At 42.4% G+C, this 14372-nt stretch carries 12 protein-coding genes; 8 read left to right on the top strand and 4 right to left on the bottom strand.

The annotated features are described in order from the left end of the window. Window positions 1–708 precede the first annotated feature (708 nt). On the bottom strand, window positions 709–2226 hold the full coding sequence (locus tag MMU07_RS21225; RefSeq protein ID WP_241128618.1) for a M20/M25/M40 family metallo-hydrolase: 1518 nt from the start codon (window positions 2224–2226) through the stop codon (window positions 709–711). A gap of 220 nt (window positions 2227–2446) precedes the next feature. Beyond that, a complete protein-coding gene (locus MMU07_RS21220; RefSeq protein WP_418884528.1) occupies window positions 2447–5203 on the bottom strand; it encodes a putative LPS assembly protein LptD in 2757 nt (918 codons plus the stop codon). Window positions 5204–5270: 67 nt separating this feature from the next. On the opposite strand from MMU07_RS21220, the gene MMU07_RS21215 reads away from it, so the two are divergent. The 3 genes from MMU07_RS21215 (at window position 5271) to MMU07_RS21205 (ending at window position 9143) form a co-directional block, all read left to right on the top strand. After that, the gene (locus MMU07_RS21215) at window positions 5271–6071 is read left to right on the top strand and encodes an N-acetylmuramoyl-L-alanine amidase family protein (protein ID WP_241128617.1); all 801 of its coding nucleotides are present in this window, start codon (window positions 5271–5273) and stop codon (window positions 6069–6071) included. A 261-nt stretch (window positions 6072–6332) separates the two neighbouring features. After that, window positions 6333–7961, top strand: coding sequence for an acyl-CoA carboxylase subunit beta (locus MMU07_RS21210; protein ID WP_241128616.1), 1629 nt, complete (start codon window positions 6333–6335; stop codon window positions 7959–7961). A gap of 339 nt (window positions 7962–8300) precedes the next feature. Beyond that, window positions 8301–9143, top strand: coding sequence for a transglutaminase-like domain-containing protein (locus tag MMU07_RS21205; RefSeq protein WP_241128615.1), 843 nt, complete (start codon window positions 8301–8303; stop codon window positions 9141–9143). Here MMU07_RS21205 and MMU07_RS21200 read toward each other — a convergent pair. Beyond that, window positions 9140–9718 (bottom strand): redoxin domain-containing protein, encoded by a 579-nt coding sequence (locus tag MMU07_RS21200; protein ID WP_241128614.1) that lies wholly within the window; start codon window positions 9716–9718, stop codon window positions 9140–9142. The two genes, MMU07_RS21205 and MMU07_RS21200, sit on opposite strands and share 4 nt — an antisense overlap. A 46-nt stretch (window positions 9719–9764) precedes the next feature. Next, window positions 9765–10394 carry a 4'-phosphopantetheinyl transferase family protein gene (locus MMU07_RS21195; protein WP_241128613.1) on the bottom strand — a complete coding sequence of 210 codons (630 nt, stop codon included), beginning with the start codon at window positions 10392–10394 and terminating at the stop codon, window positions 9765–9767. Between the two features lie 38 nt (window positions 10395–10432). Here MMU07_RS21195 and MMU07_RS21190 point away from each other — a divergent pair, with 38 nt between their 5' ends. From MMU07_RS21190 to MMU07_RS21170, 5 genes are read left to right on the top strand one after another with little or no spacing between them, the layout of a single operon-like run. After that, window positions 10433–11341 (top strand): WD40 repeat domain-containing protein, encoded by a 909-nt coding sequence (locus tag MMU07_RS21190; RefSeq protein WP_241128612.1) that lies wholly within the window; start codon window positions 10433–10435, stop codon window positions 11339–11341. Between the two features lie 6 nt (window positions 11342–11347). Further along, a complete protein-coding gene (locus MMU07_RS21185; RefSeq protein WP_241128611.1) occupies window positions 11348–12244 on the top strand; it encodes a DivIVA domain-containing protein in 897 nt (298 codons plus the stop codon). Beyond that, window positions 12244–12609 carry a dihydroneopterin aldolase gene (gene folB, locus MMU07_RS21180; RefSeq protein ID WP_241128610.1) on the top strand — a complete coding sequence of 122 codons (366 nt, stop codon included), beginning with the start codon at window positions 12244–12246 and terminating at the stop codon, window positions 12607–12609. The genes MMU07_RS21185 and folB overlap by 1 nt, the downstream gene beginning before the upstream one ends. Beyond that, window positions 12602–13465, top strand: a complete 864-nt coding sequence (locus MMU07_RS21175) for a ChaN family lipoprotein (protein ID WP_241128609.1) — start codon at window positions 12602–12604, stop codon at window positions 13463–13465. The genes folB and MMU07_RS21175 overlap by 8 nt, the downstream gene beginning before the upstream one ends. Window positions 13466–13471: 6 nt before the next feature. Next, window positions 13472–13930, top strand: a complete 459-nt coding sequence (locus MMU07_RS21170; RefSeq protein WP_241128608.1) for a DUF4268 domain-containing protein — start codon at window positions 13472–13474, stop codon at window positions 13928–13930. The last annotated feature ends 442 nt before the right edge of the window (window positions 13931–14372 follow it).

Raw genomic sequence — 14372 nt, 5'->3', positions numbered from 1 at the left:
GGAACCGTCATTCTGAGTGAAGCGAAGAATCTCTCCAGGGATTGGTTGTAATTGTTCTAGTTGTTGTAATTGTTGTCGGCTTCGCGTTTTCAGGTTGTCGGGTTGTCGGAACCGTCATTCTGAGTGAAGCGAAGAATCTCTCCAGGGATTGGTTGTAATTGTTCTAGTTGTTGTAATTGTTGTCTGCTTCGCGTTTTCAGGTTGTCGGGTTGTTGGAACCGTCATTCTGAGTGAAGCGAAGAATCTATATTTGATTTGTTGTAATTGTTGTAGTGGTTGTAATTGTTGTCTGCTTCGCGTTATCAAGTTGTCAAGTTATCTGCTTCGCGTTGTCGGGTTGTCGGGTTGTCGAATCCATCATTCTGAGTGAAGCGAAGAATCTCTCCAAGGATTGGTTGTAATTGTTCTAGTTGTTGTAATTGTTGTCGGCTTCGCGTTATCAAGTTGTCAAGTTATCTGCTTCGCGTTGTCGGGTTGTCGGGTTGTCGAATCCATCATTCTGAGTGAAGCGAAGAATCTCTCCAAGGATTGGTTGTAATTGTTCTAGTTGTTGTAATTGTTGTCGGCTTCGCGTAGTCCTGTTATCAGGTTGTCAGGTTTCATGGCTCTCGCTTCTCGTCTCTCGTATCTCGCTTCTCGTCTCTCGTCTCTCGTCTCTCGTCTCTCGCTTCTCGCTTCTCGCTTCTTTTCTCGTTTCTCGCTTCTCTTTCACAATTCCTGAGTAAAAATCGCCAAAGCTGTCTTGATGCCTTCTTTATAATTTCCCAGTCTTATATTCTCATTTGGACCATGTTGGTTATTATCAGAGTTGACGGTCACCACTGTCACTGCTGGGAACTGCAACGCATCTACAAATGGTGAGATCGGCAGGGAACCTCCACTGATTCTCTTTCTGATAGGATCTTTGCCAAATGCCCTGACCATTGCTTTGTTAAGCCAAATACCCGGTTCGGAATCAAACGGGGTCCTAAAAGCCTGATAGGAAATGCTTCCTTTCCACATCAATAGTTTTGGGTATTTGGTCCTTTCCTCGTCCGTCGGGGCCCTATCCAAGATATGGTAACCTTGGTTTTCGATGTGTTTTTTGACAAGGCCAAAGAGTCGCTCAGGATCACTTTCGGGCACCAATCTGATGTCGATTTCTGCTGTGGCATCGGCAGGCACGATGGTCCTTGCTTCATTTCCGATCCAACCGGAGGACAATCCACGGATATTCAGGGACGGATACTGCAAAGATTCCTGATAGGTCGTACCGACTTTGTCTGTACTGCCGATGCCAAGTTTACTTTTTATATCAGCCTCATTGTCCGGAACCTGCCTCAAGATTTCCTTTTCGGTTTCAGTGAGGTTGATCCCATCATAAAAACCGGGAATAATCACCCTTCCTTCCTCGTCTTTCATGGAGGCCAACAACTGAGACAACCTAAAAGCCGGATTTGGGGCATAATTGCCATAGTGCCCGCTGTGCTGTGCAGCTCTTGGTCCAAAAACCGTGAGCGTAATTTCAGAAATACCCCTTGCCCCAAAACTCAAAGTAGGTTCATTACTCAGGTGTCTAGGCCCGTCCATGATCAGCATCATATCGGCCACCAACTTTTCTTTGTGTTTGACCACAGCCGCAGGCAAATTAGGGGAACCTATCTCTTCCTCGAAATCAAGAATGACTTTGACATTGTAATTCGGAGATTTTCCTTCACCTATAAGTGCGTCCCAAGCTGTCAAAAACATCGCCAAAGGACCTTTGTCATCCGAAGAGGAGCGCGCAAAAATCCTCCAATCAGCATCATAAGATTCCTTCAGTGTTTCCATTGGGATGATTTCCCATTTGCCATTTTCCATCTTTTTGAGCACAGGTTTGAAGGGATCTTCTTGGTCCCATCGCTTTCTGTCAACAGGCTGACCATCCACATGGAAGTAAAACAAAACTGTCTTTTTGGCTTTTGGCACTGTTTTTACAGCCAATAGCATGGGAAACCCTGCCGTCTCCAGTCTTTCAATTTCCCACCCTCGCTTTTCAAAATTACCCTCACACCATTCAATATTCGGGACAAGTTCTGCCGGAATATTGGAGTTGTTGGGAATGGAAATCAAATCATTGAGAATGCCAATACCTGAAAGGAAGTGCTTTTCCGTAACTGCATCTAAGTCAATGGATTTTTTGCTTTGGGCAAAAAGAAGCATTGGGAATAACAATAGGAGGCTGTAAAGAGAAAGGGATTTTTTCATAGGAAAGGGGATATTTGGGGATTAATGTCAAAAGATAATCCAAAGAGGCAATAAAAAAAAGTGGTTTTATGCCAATGAAAATGCTAAAATGGAAACTTGATCATGAAAGATGATGGAGGTATTCGACCATAAATTGTACAGTCCAAAAAAATGAGAGTAACAGGAGGGTATTTGGGAATTGGAAAAGTTACCCAAAATAAATCACCCCTTTAACCTAATTCTAATCAAAGAAGGACCTTCTCCTTGATACTTTCAAATCCTGCAGAATGGAGGATTTGACACGAATATCAAGATTGTACGAAGTAAAACGTCCGAAAGGTATCCAACTGACGTTCATCTGCCAACAGTGTAAGTCTCTAGCCAGTCCTATCATGGATTGGGTAAGCTGGGCAGTCATCAAATCATAGCCACCACTGTAGGTAATTTTCCATTTTTCGGAGATGCTCAAGTCTCCGTTGAAATTGATAGCGGAGGTGATATTTGATTCCCTTCCTGGCTGTTGGTTGTAAGCGACATTAAATCCAAAACCGAAAGACCATGGAATATTCCATTCGATATATTGGGAGGGGTCATTGATGATTTGGTTGATTTCATTCTCCACAAACTCATTCAGCTGTCCCCCCTGCTGCAGGAAATCATCGGTCATTTGATCCCTCATTTCTCCTGCTTGACCTCCCTGTTTGGCGGGATTGAGGTTACCGTTGACATTCATGGTGACACTTCTAAACTTACCGATTCCCTGACCGCTTCTCCAGGCAAACTGGTTGACCCTACGGCCACTAACCGCTCCTGTTTCAGAGTCAGTTTTGACCAATTCTGCATAAGGATCCAAGGTAGCTGCGATGTTAAGTGACAATTTATTGTCAAAAAAAGATGTCCGCGTGTCCATTCTAATCGGGGCCAATTGGAAGGAATCTGCTGCAAAATTATAATTGGTACCAATATTCAAAGTTTGGAGCAAAGGGATTTTTTTGGTTTCGGTTTCACCGGATTCAGATACTTTTTTCAGCTTGGCTTCAAGGGTATTTCGGATATTCAAGTTCAGGGATTTTGACTCGCCCAAAGGCGCGCCTCCAAAAACAAAACCCTGATGTCTAGAAAAGAATTGTGTTCTTCCCGCTGTATCGATTTGGACATTTTGGTAATACCCCAAGGAAGGGTCGGAAAAATCAGGACTAAATGAAAAACCAAAGGATGGCTGCATATGGTGCCTGATGGTTTCTATTTTTTTGCTCCCCTTAAAGTTATAAAAACCATATACGTTGGTATTCAAAGCGAAAGAAGAATTATAGTATGTTACCCTGTTGAAGCCTGACTCCAAAATTTTATCCGCCCTATTCTCCACAGGATTGTAGAAGAAATTTGTTCTTTCCAGGTACCAAAGCTCCGTCAGGTTTGCAGAAGCCGTTCCGGTAAAGTATTTGAACAAGCGGAAGTTGGAGGAAATCGGAATGGTGTTTTTTGCTCCATTGTTGGCATCTCTCAGAAGTTGCGGCAAATTGGCTAAGTTGAAAGGAATGTTGCTTTGATTGTTACTTATTCCCTGACCTTGATTCACCAGGTCACTTGACACCCCAAAAGGCGGCGATACCCGGTTAGTGATTGTATTTTGAAGGTTGAAATTCCACGCAACGTTTAATGTTTTGATCGGTTCAAACTTGGCATTTTGAAACGGGTTTTGCCTGTTCATGTTGACCGCAATATCCGGAAGGATCAGGTTTACCTCCCCTGATTGGATGTTTTGGGAATGCCTGAGATTGGCAGACATACTGAAGGGAGTTCCAGAAAAAGTCTTGCTATATGCGATGTTGGAAGAAAATTCGGACTTAATGTTGTTGACAAAACTATTTGGGTTGATGACCACGTTGTTATAGTTGGTTGTACCGGCATTGACCGAAGCAGAAAAACGGGAGTTTCCTCTGGATTCGGGAGAATGGTTCCAATTGACCCAAATAGTATTGTAATCGATAGGATTGAGTTCTGTTTCGGGGCTTTTGAATTTTTGGTAGTCTATATTGAACCCTCCACTAAACCTGTACCGCTTTTTGTACATTGTGGAAGCTTTGGCCCCCCATCCTCCATTAGAATATATATCTCCTGTGACGCGTGTATGGATATAGTCATTGAAGGCAAAATAGTATCCGAAGTTTCTGAGAAAAAATCCCCTCACCTGCTCCTGTCCATAGGATGGAAAGACGATCCCGGAGGCCTTTTCTTCCGGCGTGTCGGGGATAATTCCAAAAGGAAGGCCAAATGGCGTGGGAATGTCATTGAAGTACAGGTTGAAAGGTCCTGTCACAACCTGCTTTCCACGGATGGATTTGATCCTGTTTGCATTGATATGCCAATGGGGTTCGGCGAGATTACAGGTGGTATAGAATCCATGGTCAAGGTAAATGCTGCCATCCTGATCCTTTTTGATGGTCTGACCACGTAGTAATCCATCTTGCTGTTCGGTGACGACATCTTTGATGATTGCCTTTTGACTTTTGAAATTGTACCGCATTTCCTTGCGGATTTCATAGGATACAGCTCCCTCTTTAAACATGGGGTTGCCTTCAATATTCCCAAGGGAGTCCGTAACCCCCGAGGCAAAAATCTCACTCTTTTCCCAATCGATGATGATCAGGTCGGCATCTAACCTGATCTGCCCATATTCAAACCAAGCTCCTTTGTGGAGGAATACTTTTTTGGTTTCAAAATCTGTAATGATACTATCTTCGGCGTAATACTTAATTTCCGTTTGGATATCCCCTTTGGGTGCTATCTTTGTGCTGTCACTGTCAGGGATGGTGTCGGATTTTATTGTGGACAAGGTATCCGAAATGGAAAGATTCAACGTTGGAGTATTGAGCACTGAATCCGGCGCAATTATTCTGTTTTCTACATTTCTTTGGCTTCTTTTTTGTGAATAGCCTTTGTGCGGCATCGCCCACATGAGTGAAAAGAGAAGCAATAGAAAGCAGGTATTCCGCACTTAGTGATTTTAATTTATTTAAAAATTTGTAAAATTTGCCTGAGCAAAGTTAATAGTATTAACACGCATGAAACGCCCCAAAGTTAAAAATATTCTCATTATTTCAGTCCTGACAATTTCTTTCTTCCTTTCAGGATTTATTTCCACAGGGCCAAAAGCTCCAGAATTCAAACTTAAAAGGATCGTCATAGATGCCGGACACGGGGGAAAAGACCCAGGAACCGTGGGGGCCATTTCTAAAGAAAAGGACATTGCCCTGAAAGTAGCCCTTCAAGTCGGTCAATATATCCAAGAAAACCTACCCGGTGTTGAGGTCATCTATACCCGAAAAACCGACACTTTTATAGAACTTAAAGAAAGGTCAAATATCGCAAATAGAAACAAAGCAGACCTTTTCATTTCCATACATTGCAATGCCGCACCGAGCAAGGCTGCTTATGGGACAGAGACTTTTGTAATGGGTACCAAAAACTTTGAGGCAAACTTTGATATTGTAAAAAGAGAAAATTCAGTAATCCTCTTGGAAGATAACTTCGAAGAGAAATACGAAGGCTTCGATCCCTCTTCTCCGGAATCCTACATGATGTTCAACCTTATGCAAAAAGCATTTCTTTCCAACAGCCTTTCCCTCGCATCAAAAGTTGAGGAGGACTTCAGTACCCGTGTCAACAGGTATTCAAGAGGTGTGAAACAGGCCCCTCTGTATGTGCTTTGGACGACAAGCATGCCAAGCGTACTGATCGAACTGGGCTTTCTATCCAATACCAATGAGGAAAAATACCTCAATACCAAAGAAGGGCAAACCTACCTTTCCTCAGCCATTTACAGGTCGGTCAAGGCGTATAAGGAAGAAATTGAGGAGTTGTAAAATTGTTTATTGGTTATTGGATTATTGTTTATTGGGTTATGGAAAATGGAAAATAAACCAAGCTTATTTGGCAATTATCCTTCAATGTTTTAAAAAACAAATTCAACCGAGCTCTTTTTGACCCTGGCATTTGGATTTATTTCTTTACAAGAAAGACTTTTTCTACTTCTCTTCGAAAAAGGAAATACCAAATCCAATTTGATTCTTGTGGGTTAATTAAGTTATTTTAGTATCACAAGAAAGTTAAACCCAATTGCCTTTATGGACGGTGAATTCAAAAAAAACGAAGATCAGGTCAAACAGCTGCTTTTTCATCTTCAAAGTAAAATAGAAACTGTCAAGCTTGGCGGTGGCAAGTCCCGGATCGCCAAAGAACACGAAAAAGGAAAGCTAACGGCGAGAGAGAGAATCAATTACCTGGTGGATACCAATTCAGAATTTTTGGAAATCGGCGCTTTGGCTGCAGATGGCATGTATCATGAAGAAGGGGGTTGCCCATCAGCCGGGGTTGTTACCGGGATTGGATATGTCAGCGGAAGGATGTGCGTGATCGTTGCCAATGACGCCACGGTGAAGGCTGGCGCTTGGTTTCCCATGACTGCCAAAAAGAACCTCCGCGCCCAGGAAATCGCCATGGAAAATAGGCTCCCCATCATTTACTTGGTCGATAGTGCAGGGGTTTTTCTTCCTTTACAAAATGAAATATTCCCTGACAAAGAACACTTTGGACGGCAGTTTCGCAACAATGCCCATATGTCCTCCATGGGCATCATTCAGATAGCTGCCATCATGGGAAGCTGCGTCGCAGGGGGTGCATATCTCCCCATCATGTCGGATGAGGCGATGATTGTGGACAAAACAGGTTCCATATTCTTGGCAGGATCTTACCTAGTCAAAGCTGCCATCGGAGAAACTGTCGACAATGAAACCTTGGGAGGAGCTAGTACCCACTGTGAAATCTCCGGTGTCACAGACAATAAATACGCCAATGACCAAGAGTGCCTAGATGCTATCAGGAAGATTTTTTCGAAGATCGGAGCCTCCGAAAAAGCCGGATTTGACCGTATAGAACCGCAGAAACCTTCCAAACCGGAAGTTGAAATATACGGCTTACTGCCATCTGACAGGGTAAAACCCTATGACATGACTGACATCATAGCCAGAATGGTGGATAATTCTGAAATAGAAGAATACAAAAAAGAATATGGCAAAACCCTGATCTGTGCCACTGCCCGGATCGATGGATGGGCAGTCGGCATCGTCGCCAACCAACGTAAAATCGTCAAAACCAAAAAAGGGGAAATGCAAATGGGCGGTGTGATTTATTCCGATTCTGCTGACAAGGCTGCGAGGTTTATCATGAACTGCAACCAACGTAAAATTCCTTTGGTATTTCTTCAGGATGTCAGTGGATTTATGGTGGGCAGCAAGGCCGAGCACGGCGGCATCATCAAAGACGGCGCCAAGATGGTCAATGCCATGGCCAATTCAGTGGTTCCAAAATTCACCTTTATTATTGGAAATTCTTATGGTGCAGGCAACTATGCCATGTGTGGCAAAGCCTATGATCCAAGATTGATCTATTCCTGGCCGACAGCGCAGATGGCTGTTATGAGCGGGGCTTCTGCTGCCAAAACCTTGCTACAGATCAAAGTCTCCACACTCAAAAAATCCGGAAAAGAAATCACTCCGGAGGATGAAGCCAAATTGCTACAGGAAATCACAGACAAATATAATGATGAGTTAAGCCCCTATTATGCTGCATCAAGACTTTGGGTTGATGGTGTCATTGATCCTTTGGAGACAAGAAAAGTCATCAGTATGGGTATCGAAGCGGCCAACCATGCGCCCATTACGGAGCGATACAATGTGGGGGTGATACAGACATAAGTCTTTTGAGAAGCGAGATTCGAGATGCGAGAAGCGAGAGAAAAGGAAATAGACTTGAGATTTGAGATTTTTTTGGCATGTATAGAAAAGTCATAATTGAAAAGAGGCTAAAATGTAAATACGCAATTATGCCAGTTGATTGGATATCCATTTTAATTCTTGGCTCCGGACTAAAATGCACGGTACATCGGTCTTCCGACTTCGGTCTTCCGTCCTGACTGAAAAGGATTATTGGGTTACTGGCAAAGAAGCGCGTATCGATCAAGTCTTAATTTTAAAACAACCGATTCTATTATCCATTCATACTAAATTTTATTAAATTGGATATCAATTTTGCCCATGGAAAATCTCAGTGAAAAAGAACTTCATGCCCTGGTTTCCCTTCTCGACGATACAGACCGCGAGGTAAAAAGCCATGTATTGGACAAGCTGATTTCCATAGGCCATCCTGTGATTCCATTTTTGGAAAAAAAATGGGAAGAAAGCTTCAACCCCTCCATACAAAAAGAAATTGAGGACCTCGTTCACCAGCTTCAATTCTTACAGCTAAAAGAAAGGCTTATTGATTGGAAAAGTTCTCCTGACCAGGATCTTTTGACAGGACTTTGGATCATCAATACCTATCAATATCCTGATTTGGAATTTGAAAAACTGAATGCCGACATGCATCAGATTTATTTTGAAGTATGGACGGCTTTCAAAAATGACCTCCTCCCTTACGAACAGGTCAGGATTATCAACGCAGTATTGTTCAATTCCCTTCGATTTTCTGCCAACACCAAGAATTTCCATTCCCCCGGCAACAGCATGCTGAGTAATGTCCTTGAAACCAGAAAGGGCAATCCCATCAGTCTTTGTTCGATCTACCTGTTGGTTGCCAAAAAGCTCGGGCTTCCGATCTATGGTGTCAATTTACCAAATTTGTTTGTCCTGACTTACAAATCCGCCGATGCTTCTTTTTATATCAACGCCTTTAACAAAGGCCTGATTTTTTCAAGAAAAGACATCGTAAATTACTTGGAGCATCTCAACATCGAATCCAGAGAGGTGTTTTTTGATCCCTGCTCCAATTTGGATATCATCACGAGGGTACTGAGAAACCTGATAGTGGCATTCGAAAAATTAGGAGAAATAGAGAAGTCCGGAGAGATCAGGGAGTTGCTCGAAATAGTTGAGGCTTAACGCAGCTTGACATTACAGCCTACTGCCCGGCTAGAAGCAGGGCTAGGAGTGCGCCTGTTTTGGATGGCTGTCAAGGCGCCTTCCAGATATTTGATGTTCGCATTTTCAGCCATTTGGGGATTGTTGTCAATAGCGCCTCTGTAAGCTACCGCAAACCCTGTTGGACCGGGAGTAATGACTACTACTTCGGGTAATTTTGTGATCCCAAACTGCTTGGTGACTACCTGATTTACATCCTCAAGAAAAGGAAAGGTCATCTTTCTTTCACTTGCCCGTACCCTCATTCCTGCCGCAGTTTCTTCCTCCTCGATTCCTACATGGGGGTTGATCAGAGCAAAAACAAAACCCTCTGCAGCAAATTGGCTGTTCAGGTTGACGAGCCTTTCTTCATATAACTTGGAAAAAGGGCAATTGAGGCTTGTGAAAACCAAAACGACGGCCTTGGCTTCCCCTTGATTAGCCAAAGAAAATTCCCGGCCTGATACCACATCCATCAATTGGAAGTTTTCAACTCTTTGGGAAAAAGAGTAAGAAACCATAATAAACGATAGAAGGAATAGAAATATCTTTTTCATTTTCAGGTATGAATTGCGTGATTCAATAAATATACGTACAAATCACCTACCAGATCGTATATGTCAGGACAATATCATTTTGCCATTCGATTTTGACCTGATAATGGTGGTCAGAAAATTCAGTGTTTTCGACTCTTCCCATAATTACTTTGTCCTCCAGAGTGAAAGGGGAAAGCCTGATATTGTTTTTGAGGCTGACACCTCTCCTACCCTGACATTTGAAGATAGATTCTTTTGCGGACCATGCAATGGTATTGATAAGGGGTTCATTGCCGAGGAATTCTATTTCATCGTTATTGAGAAATTTAGGGCCCAATCTGACCACCTTTTCCCGCACATAATCTAAGTCAATGCCAACAGGCATTTCTTTGTGAAAGATAGCTGCGGCAAGCCCTTTGGTGTGCGTCATCGATACATGTCCATAGCCATCCATGGGATGCGATTTGCCGTTTTCGTCCTTAAAAAACCCCGGATAAGGTAACAAAATACAGTCAAGCGCATCTTTGATGGCGATTCTTGCCCCTTTCCATTCCTTTTTCTTATCGGGATGCGAAATATTGGCCAATGAAAGTTTTTCTCTGAAGCTTAAAAAATCAGTCCCATTTTGCGAGACCTCTTCAATATTCTTTATCGCCAAAGCAGATAAAGGACTTATTTTTTCTATTTTTGTTTGCATAGACCCATTATGGGATAAGCCGCTAATCACAGCAAAATATGGTAAAAATCCAAGTTAATAAATTGCATACGTTGACCGGCCACAACGATTGTATTTATGCCTTGGCAGAAGCACCTGATCCAAGGTATTTTTTTACAGGGTCCGGAGATGGCATGGTAGTTTTATGGGATTTAGATGATCCAAAAGACGGAAAACTCATTGCCAAGGTCAACCATTCTGTCTATGCTTTGGAAGTAGATCGCAAAAGAAACCAATTGATAATCGGTCATAATTTTGAAGGTATCCATGTCATCGACCTCGTCGACCAAAAAGAACTATGGTCTTTGAATATTACCAACCAATCCATATTTGATATTAAGGTTTGGGGAAATAATATTTTTGTAGCCACGGCTGATGGTATGGTCATCATCATAGATACCGAGACCAAAGCGGTCAAAAGACATATGAAAATATCCGAAAAAAGTGTCAGGGTACTCGCACTCAGTCCGGAAGCCAACAGGTTAGCTGCAGGCCTGAGTGACCACAGCATTAAGGTTTTTGACCTGAACACGCTCGAACCGATCCATAACCTAATATCACACAGCAATTCAGTATTTGCCCTTGGATACCATCCCGACAACTCAGTTTTGATCAGTGGCGGAAGAGATGCAAGCCTCAAAATATGGGATTCTGTTGACTTCAGCCTCAAACAGAGTATTGTTGCACATTTGTACGCAATAAATTATTTGGCCTTCCGGGAAGATGGCAGATATTTTGTAACTTGTAGTATGGACAAATCCATCAAAGTATGGGACGCAGAGTCCTACAAGCTGCTAAAAGTCATTGACAAAGCAAGGTATGCAGGTCATGGTACTTCCATCAACAAAGTGGCTTGGAGCCGCTACAACCAAAACATTATCTCCATCAGCGATGATAGAAAAATCTCTATCTGGAACCTAGAATTTTAAAAAACCATGAGCATTACCCCTAAAGAAATTAGCCAAAAATCCTTTGAGAAAAACTTCCGGGGATACGATAAAGACGAAGTAACCGATTTTTTGGGCGTGTTGGCAGATGAGTGGGAAAAATTACAGGGAGAGAAAAAAGACCTGGAAAGAGAACTGGAAACGAGTCAGAGAGAAGCAAAAAAACTCAAAGACGTAGAAGAATCCCTTTTCAGAACCTTAAAAACTGCTGAAGACACCGGTGCCAGTATCATTGAGGAGGCAAGTGTCGCTGCTTCAGAAATCATGGCTGATGCACACCACAATGCAGATTCTATGGTCAATGAGGCCAAAAGAAATTCCCAAAACCTGATCGAAACGGCAGAAACAAAAGCAAAACAGATCATGGAAGAGCTCAAGGAAAATGTAAAAAGCCTTGTAGAAAGCTATGAGAAACTGATCAAAGAAAGGGAACTTATCCTGAAAAACATGAAGCGCTTGTCCGAAGACCTTGATGACAAAATCACCACTTCAAACGATTCCTTCAAAAAGGTAAACGTGCAGGTTCATGCCAAGATAGTCGATGAACTTAACAGGGCCAAGGCATTTACCATTGCAAACATCTCCACCTTTCAAGTGGACGAGGCACCGATGACCAAGCAGGTCTTACCCGAAGAACCAAAAGAAATAGCCCCTCCTCAATCAAAGGAAACAGTCTCAGAAATCCATGAGGAAGAATCCGAAAAAACTATCCAATCTGAAGCAGAGGAAGTTGAAACAGCTGTAGAAGAACCAAAACCCGAAGCTGCACCTGAAGTGGAAGAAACCAAAGCTGAAGATGTAGATGAAGTGAAAGAGGATGAAAAATCCTCTGAGCCCAAAGCAAAGCATGACAAAGGAAGCTCATATTTTGACCAGTTTGATTGATGGGAAAAGTTTCACTAGAAGGAATTGAATTCCATGCTTATCATGGGGTTTTTTCTGAAGAGACCAAATTGGGCAACAGGTTTACAGTGGACATCCACGTGCAGACTGATTTCCGAAAAGCAATGGTGGATGATGACTTAGACTCCACAGTAGATTATGCCAAGCTGTACAAGATCGCCAAAGCACATATGCTCGAGCCTGTCAAATTATTGGAACACCTTTCCCACCTTATGATCCTGGATATTCTCAAAGAATATCCCGACCTCAAATCAGTAATAGTCACCATCAAAAAACACAATCCTGCCCTCGGAGGCGTAGTCAATTTCTCCGTGGTGACAGTGACCTATCCCGAAGATTATGTTTAAAACACAAATCCTAGCCCTCCTACTTCTATTTACATTCCAAGCATCTTTTGCCCAAACAGAGCCCTACAAGATCTTTGATAGCAAAGGAAAGCAAGTCGCTTTTGAAAATATTGTCAAAGACTCCAAGAAGTCTGAGGTCATCTTCTTCGGTGAACTCCATAACAACAGCATCGCCCATTGGCTACAATTGCAGCTATTGAAAAGCCTTCAGGAAAATGGTAATCAAGTAATCCTTGCCGGTGAATTCTTTGAAAGAGATGACCAATTGAATATAGAGGAATGGTTTGCAGGCAAACTGACCGATAAAAACTTTGAGTCAGAAGCCAAGCTTTGGAACAACTATCAGGTGGATTACAAACCGATGATGCTTTTTGCCAAGAAAAACAACATTCCTTTTGTGGCTTCAAACATTCCCCGAAAATACGCTTCCATGGTCAGCAGAAAGGGTCTTTCGGTTTTGGACAGTCTTTCTGATGAAGCCAAAAAATCCATAGCAACTTTGCCGATAGAAGTGGACAAAACCCTTCCGGGATACGTGGGCATGAAAGACATGATGCACGGTTCAGGAATGAATATCGACTTTATGGTCGAAGCCCAAGCCGTAAAGGATGCTACCATGGCCTATTCATTATTTGCCTATCTGGAAAAAGGCAATTCCATTCTCCACATCAACGGCTCGTACCATTCCAACAATTATGAAGGAATCATTTGGTACCTAAATAAAGCCTACCCCAAAACCAAGATCCTGACCATCTCCACAGTGGAACAGGAAAGTATCAAAGAATTGGAAGAAAAATCAAAAGGCATCGCAGATTTCATCATCGTATTGCCAATGGATAGTCCCAAAAGCTACTGATCTCCGATGTACTCTGCTGCCGAATCCTCCAAAATCCGACAGGATTTTTGGACTACTTTTGGCCAATACATGAAGCCTGTACCCTCCGCCCAAGGATATCGGATCAATTGGCAGAATTATAAAACCGGGGTGAAAGATGTCTATTTCCGCATGAAAACCGAGCGGGATTTTATTTCCATCGGTATAGAAATCTGCCACAAAGACGATGAACTGCAGCAGCTTTACTTTGAGCAATTTGTGGAATTCCGCAAACTGCTGGAAGCTGAACTTGAAGAACCTTGGGATTGGCAACTGCACCAATTTGATGATTTGGGAAAAGTGGTTTCCCGCATCCAAAAAGTCAAAATCGGGTTGAATGTATTTGACCAAAATGATTGGCCGGCGATCATCAGCTTTTTGAAGCCAAGAATCATCGCTTTGGATGCTTTTTGGGCGAACATCAAACCTGCTTTTGAGGATTTGTAAAACTTTTTTTACCACATAGTTCATATAGAGTACATAGTGAAATCATTTTTCTCTTTTCTCAATCAAAAGTAATTGAAAAGGAAAACTATGTGTTTAATATGACTATATGGTAAATAAAATTCAAGACCTATGAGGTTCAAAAAAAACCTCAAAGGTCTGGTCCAAAAACCTTTGAGGTCTCGAAAGCCACGATTTCAGGACCTCGAAGGTTTAATTAAAAAAAGAGACCTTCGAGGTTCAAAAAAATCTCAAAAGTCTGGTCCAAAAACCTTTGAGGTCTCGAAAGCCACGATTTCAGGACCTCGAAGGTTTGATTGATGAGAGAGATCTCGAGGTTCAAAAAAAACCTCAAAGGTCTGGTCCATAAACCTTTGAGGTCTCGAAAGCCACGATTTCAGGACCTCGAAGGTTTAATTAAAGAGAGAAACCTTCGAGGTTCAAA

The sequence above is a fragment of the Cognataquiflexum nitidum genome, from assembly GCF_022538055.1.
In the GTDB taxonomy this organism is placed as follows: domain Bacteria; phylum Bacteroidota; class Bacteroidia; order Cytophagales; family Cyclobacteriaceae; genus Cognataquiflexum; species Cognataquiflexum nitidum.
Note: the sequence above shows the minus strand (reverse complement) of the source record. Positions and strands in the feature narration are given on the sequence as shown.

What these genes read in the sequence shown, in the direction of transcription:
- MMU07_RS21210 (WP_241128616.1), top strand. Translation starts at nt 6,333, where the DNA reads ATGGACGGTGAATTCAAAAAAAACGAAGATCAGGTCAAACAGCTGCTT.
- MMU07_RS21175 (WP_241128609.1), top strand. Translation starts at nt 12,602, where the DNA reads ATGTTTAAAACACAAATCCTAGCCCTCCTACTTCTATTTACATTCCAA.
- MMU07_RS21195 (WP_241128613.1), bottom strand. Translation starts at nt 10,394, where the DNA reads ATGCAAACAAAAATAGAAAAAATAAGTCCTTTATCTGCTTTGGCGATA.
- MMU07_RS21200 (WP_241128614.1), bottom strand. Translation starts at nt 9,718, where the DNA reads ATGAAAAAGATATTTCTATTCCTTCTATCGTTTATTATGGTTTCTTAC.
- MMU07_RS21190 (WP_241128612.1), top strand. Translation starts at nt 10,433, where the DNA reads ATGGTAAAAATCCAAGTTAATAAATTGCATACGTTGACCGGCCACAAC.
- folB (WP_241128610.1), top strand. Translation starts at nt 12,244, where the DNA reads ATGGGAAAAGTTTCACTAGAAGGAATTGAATTCCATGCTTATCATGGG.
- MMU07_RS21225 (WP_241128618.1), bottom strand. Translation starts at nt 2,226, where the DNA reads ATGAAAAAATCCCTTTCTCTTTACAGCCTCCTATTGTTATTCCCAATG.
- MMU07_RS21215 (WP_241128617.1), top strand. Translation starts at nt 5,271, where the DNA reads ATGAAACGCCCCAAAGTTAAAAATATTCTCATTATTTCAGTCCTGACA.
- MMU07_RS21185 (WP_241128611.1), top strand. Translation starts at nt 11,348, where the DNA reads ATGAGCATTACCCCTAAAGAAATTAGCCAAAAATCCTTTGAGAAAAAC.
- MMU07_RS21170 (WP_241128608.1), top strand. Translation starts at nt 13,472, where the DNA reads ATGTACTCTGCTGCCGAATCCTCCAAAATCCGACAGGATTTTTGGACT.
- MMU07_RS21205 (WP_241128615.1), top strand. Translation starts at nt 8,301, where the DNA reads ATGGAAAATCTCAGTGAAAAAGAACTTCATGCCCTGGTTTCCCTTCTC.